Source organism: Candidatus Campbellbacteria bacterium (genome assembly GCA_028817035.1).
Classification (GTDB): Bacteria; Patescibacteriota; Minisyncoccia; order Phycocordibacterales; family JABAAK01; genus JAPPQH01.
Window position 1 is genome coordinate 1 of the sequence record JAPPQH010000013.1, and the last position, 4326, is coordinate 4326.

Genomic DNA, 4326 nt, shown 5'->3' on the forward strand with positions numbered 1-4326 from the left:
CTTTCAGATCAAAAGGGCATTTTTCATTAAGAATTGGTATGTCAAAATGGTCGGAATTGTATCCTATAATAAGTTCTGCTTTTCTAAGCAATTCCCACAAGTCCTTAAACTCATTTTCCAGATAAGAACTGTAAGAATTTGTCTCATAGTCATACAAACCAACAAGGGATATGTCATAATCACCGATTGTTTGACCTGATTGGGGTCTGATAATGTTTTGCGTTTCAATATCAATTACAATTTTTCGCATAATAAATCTATTATATCTTCAACACTCTTTATTTTCTTGTCTTTTCTTGTCTCTATATCTCTGATTGTTCCATAAGGAGAAGAATCATCAATGGTAAGAATAAAGGGTATCAGTTCAGTCTCTGCCTTTTTATACCTGCTGTCTTTCTTTTTGTATGAGTAATCTATTGCGACCCTTATCCCTTCGGCTCTTAACTCTTCTGCTACATCTTTTGCCTTTGGTAATAATTCTTTATCTTCCATCACTATATACACATCAGCAGAGGACTCCGTTTTTGGAAGAAGATTTTTTTCTTCAAGTAGTTCTTTTAACATAACATTTCCCATACCAAAACCGCAAGCCGACATTTCTTCTCCGTATGTTCCGACAAGGTTGTCATAACGACCTCCTCCCAAAAGAGATCTGTTCATTTTTGGATTGTTTGCATAAACTTCAATTATCACGCCTGTGTAATAGTCAAAACCACGGACAAGGAACGGATTATACACAAAAGATGTTTCTGGGCACATCTTTCTAATTTCTTTTATTGAAGACGGCTCTTCTAGGTTGTCAATTTCCTCAATCAAATTTTTAGTTTTATTTTTTCCTATAATTTCTACGGCTTTGTCTTTAAATTCTTTTTCAGATATCCTTTGTTTTTTGTCTAAAAGATTTATGAATTGCGACACTTTTTCTTTTTTGGAAACATATTTCTTTATCAACTTATCAATGCTGTTTCTATCGTTAAGAACAAATGTTACATCATTTTTTGTCAGACCGAATACTCCGAATATAGTTTCTGCAATAGAAATCAACTCAGCTTCAGCTTCAATCCCTTCAACTCCAAATATATCTACATTAAGCTGCCAATGCTCTCTCAGTCTTCCTTTTTGCGGTCTTTCATATCTGAAAAGGTTTGGGATAGAATACCATCTGACAGGGGATCTAAAATTTTTCTCCCTTTTTAATTTTGCAATCATTCTTGCAGTGGTTGGTGTCATCTCAGGGCGAAGCACCACATCTCTTTTTCCTCTATCCTTAAAAGAATATATCTGATCGCGCATTATCTCCTCACTTGTTTTTCCTTTATACAAAGACATCTCCTCCAGCACGGATGCATCGTATTGTTGATAACCAAACACCTCCAAAACATCCGACCATACAGAAATAATGTAATTTCTTATATATGCGTCCCCTGGAAAGAAGTCCTTTACCCCTTTGTATGATTCTGGTATTTTTTTCATATTTTAGGGAAGTATAACACACACAGAAAATAACATCAAAATCTGCTCTTTCTTTCCACCGTGCTATAATACTTCTATGATTTCAGAAATTTATCTTTTGTATATCATCATAGGCTTATTTTTTGGCTTTTTATTTTCTCCTATGGTGCTTCGTTATGTCCGCAGATACGCAATAACTGGGTTGAGGGAGAAAAAAGCGCTGTTTTCTGGGGAAGATGCTTCTGAATACAACAAACTCCATTCAAAAGATGGGTTGCGAGTTCCTATTATGGGCGGTCTAATAATGGGACTTGTTGTGCTTATCTGCTCAATGGTCGCCGCTTTCTTTTTTCCATTTCACAATATAGATTTTGTTGTTATATACGCGATTTGGTTTTTTGGCTTTATCTTGGGTTATTTATTTGATTACAAGACATTGATTAATAAAGAAATAAGAGTGTATTGGCGTATTGTCATAATTGCAGTTGTGACAATAGCGATATCAATACTGATGAATTTCACTCTTGGAATTGATAGCTTGTATATTCCTTTTTATGGAGATGTATTTCTCGGACACTTGATTGCGATTCCTATACTGCTTGTTTTCATTTCACTTTTTTTGTCAGGGATAATAGATGGAATTGATGGTCTGACATCAAGTATTTTTAGTGTTGCTTTTCTTGCTTATGGAATAATCGCAGCGTTTCTCGGTCTATGGTCGGTTGTTTTGTTCTGTGTGATTATGATGACCGCTATCGCAGTTTATTTGTGGCGCAACATAACACCAGCAAGATGGTATATGGGTGACACTGGTGTTGTTTCGCTGTCTTTTGCACTTGGTGCGATTGCGTTCATAACGGATTCATATTCGGGTGGGATAGGTGTATCTCTATTACCACTTATCGTAATTATGTTGGTGGTCACTGTTGTCACCACGATAATACAAATGGTTAATAAAAGAATGTATGGAAAGAAAATATGGTTGAGTACGCCAATACATCACCATTTTGAAGCCATCGGAATGCCATCACAATCAGTTGTGTTTCGTTATGCGTTGGTCGCCTTCTTTTTTGCAACATTTGGTGTATTGATATTTATCTCTATTATCTAAAAAATGTCGCTATCCAGCAGAAAAACAACCTCTAATATAAAGTGGGCATTATTTCTTACCATAGCACTCGCAGTAATAGGAACCATAACCCTATATTCAGCTTTGTTGGGAAGATTTAGTGTTGACGCAGAATTTAATCTACTGAAACCAATTTTATCTCAGGGAGTGGCTTTTGTTTTGGGGACAATAGTTCTACTCATAATGTGGAGATTTGTTTCTTATAAATTATTGAGAAGATATTGTCTTTATATAATTTTGGCTGCCTTTGGTTTTGTATCTTTGGTATTTGTTCCTGAGTTGGGTGGAGATTTTTCTGCGAACAGATGGATACTCATAGGAACATATTCTTTTCAACCGACAGAGATATTAAAAATCGCAGTTGTGATTTTTGTATCAGCGCTTTTTGCTTCTATGAAAAACGGCAATCCATCTCCATACCATCTTATAAGTTTGGGTGTTTTGTTTGTTGCTTTGAGTGCTCTTGCATACCTACAGCCCGACATAGGGACTTTTCTTGTAATAGTTTCATCAATTATTGGGATAATGATTGCATCATCTCTCAAATTTCGCTGGTATGTTATAGCCGCCATTATTGTCATACCAGTAATCGCCTTTTTTGCTTTTGGTAGGGGATACACTTTTGAGCGATTGGAGACACATTGGAAGGTTTTGTTGGGCACTGTGACAGATGAAGAGCTGAATGATGCTGCTTATCAGGTTAATCAGTCAAAACTTACGATAGGTTCTGGGGGTTTGTGGGGAAGGGGATTTGCTTCAGGTGCGCAGAAATTTGGCTTTTTGCCAGAGTCATCAACCGACTCTATATTTTCTGTTTTTCTGGAAGAGTGGGGTTTTGTTGGCGGGTCTTTTCTTATATTTTTGTTTATGTCGCTTTTGTATAGATTCTTTTCAATAGCACGGAATGCATCTGATCAGTTTGGCTCTTTTTTGGCAGTTGGGATAGCGGTCCTCATAGGGACACAAATTTTTATAAACATATTGGTGCAGATAGGATTGTTTCCGCTTACAGGAATTCCACTTCCATTTTTTAGTAAAGGAGGGTCGGTTATTATAGGAACTTTACTTGGTATAGGAATACTTCTTAACATTGCAAAACATTCTAAACACAGGTGAGAAAAAAATTATTTTGTGTATATAAAAAGAGTTAGGGACGCACCATAAGGTGCGTCCCTGCGAGACATGGGATGTTGGATGAATCATTGGGGCAAGTCACCGGGCGGCGACCTATCAATAAATTCATTCAACGATCACATGGGCAACATCTAATCCAGAGAGATTACAAGCAGGAGGCAAGAATTTGGGCCGAGCAACATACTTGAAATCTTCTAGATCCAGTTGAAACTGTTCGTCATCCTTGCCAAAGGATACAGATTCAACAAACAAATTAGAATGCAACAACGATGCATCGTCTGGATAATGCATTGGTTTGGGGGTGTTGTTGACTAACGACTAATTTGCAGACTGATGATGGTTCCGTCTTACCATCATGTTCTGTAAATTCAAAGAACATTTGTTCACCCATCAAGGATGACTAATTAGAATTCTAAGAAATGGGGGTAAATTTGTCAAGGGGGCAAAATTTATCAAAAAAAAGCCCACCAACGCTTGGGATTGGTGGGCTAATCTGCCTCTGGCATCTTCCACAATTTTTCAAGTGTGGGGTGAAAGGATCGCGGGGTGTGAGCAGGAATAAATTGCAGAATGTGAGTCCGACCGCAACGAATTTATGAGTTGCGTCAAGC

The 4326-nt window shown here is 37.2% G+C and carries 4 protein-coding genes; 2 read left to right on the top strand and 2 right to left on the bottom strand.

Features of this window, described 5'->3' with window-relative positions:
• A partial coding sequence (locus OXU73_02065) for a hypothetical protein (protein ID MDD9868091.1) occupies positions 1–250 on the bottom strand: 250 nt, incomplete at its 3' end.
• Positions 235–1473: a histidine--tRNA ligase gene (hisS, locus tag OXU73_02070; protein MDD9868092.1), complete on the bottom strand. Its 1239-nt coding sequence runs from the start codon at positions 1471–1473 to the stop codon at positions 235–237. The genes OXU73_02065 and hisS, both read right to left, overlap by 16 nt.
• Positions 1474–1549: 76 nt before the next feature.
• Between hisS and OXU73_02075 the strand changes: the two genes are divergently transcribed.
• A complete protein-coding gene (locus tag OXU73_02075) occupies positions 1550–2563 on the top strand; it encodes a hypothetical protein (protein MDD9868093.1) in 1014 nt (337 codons plus the stop codon).
• Between the two features lie 3 nt (positions 2564–2566).
• Positions 2567–3697: an FtsW/RodA/SpoVE family cell cycle protein gene (locus OXU73_02080; protein ID MDD9868094.1), complete on the top strand. Its 1131-nt coding sequence runs from the start codon at positions 2567–2569 to the stop codon at positions 3695–3697.
• The last annotated feature ends 629 nt before the right edge of the window (positions 3698–4326 follow it).

Excerpts from the sequence above, each read along its gene's own strand:
- hisS (MDD9868092.1), bottom strand. The coding sequence starts at position 1,473 with ATGAAAAAAATACCAGAATCATACAAAGGGGTAAAGGACTTCTTTCCA.
- OXU73_02075 (MDD9868093.1), top strand. The coding sequence starts at position 1,550 with ATGATTTCAGAAATTTATCTTTTGTATATCATCATAGGCTTATTTTTT.
- OXU73_02080 (MDD9868094.1), top strand. The coding sequence starts at position 2,567 with ATGTCGCTATCCAGCAGAAAAACAACCTCTAATATAAAGTGGGCATTA.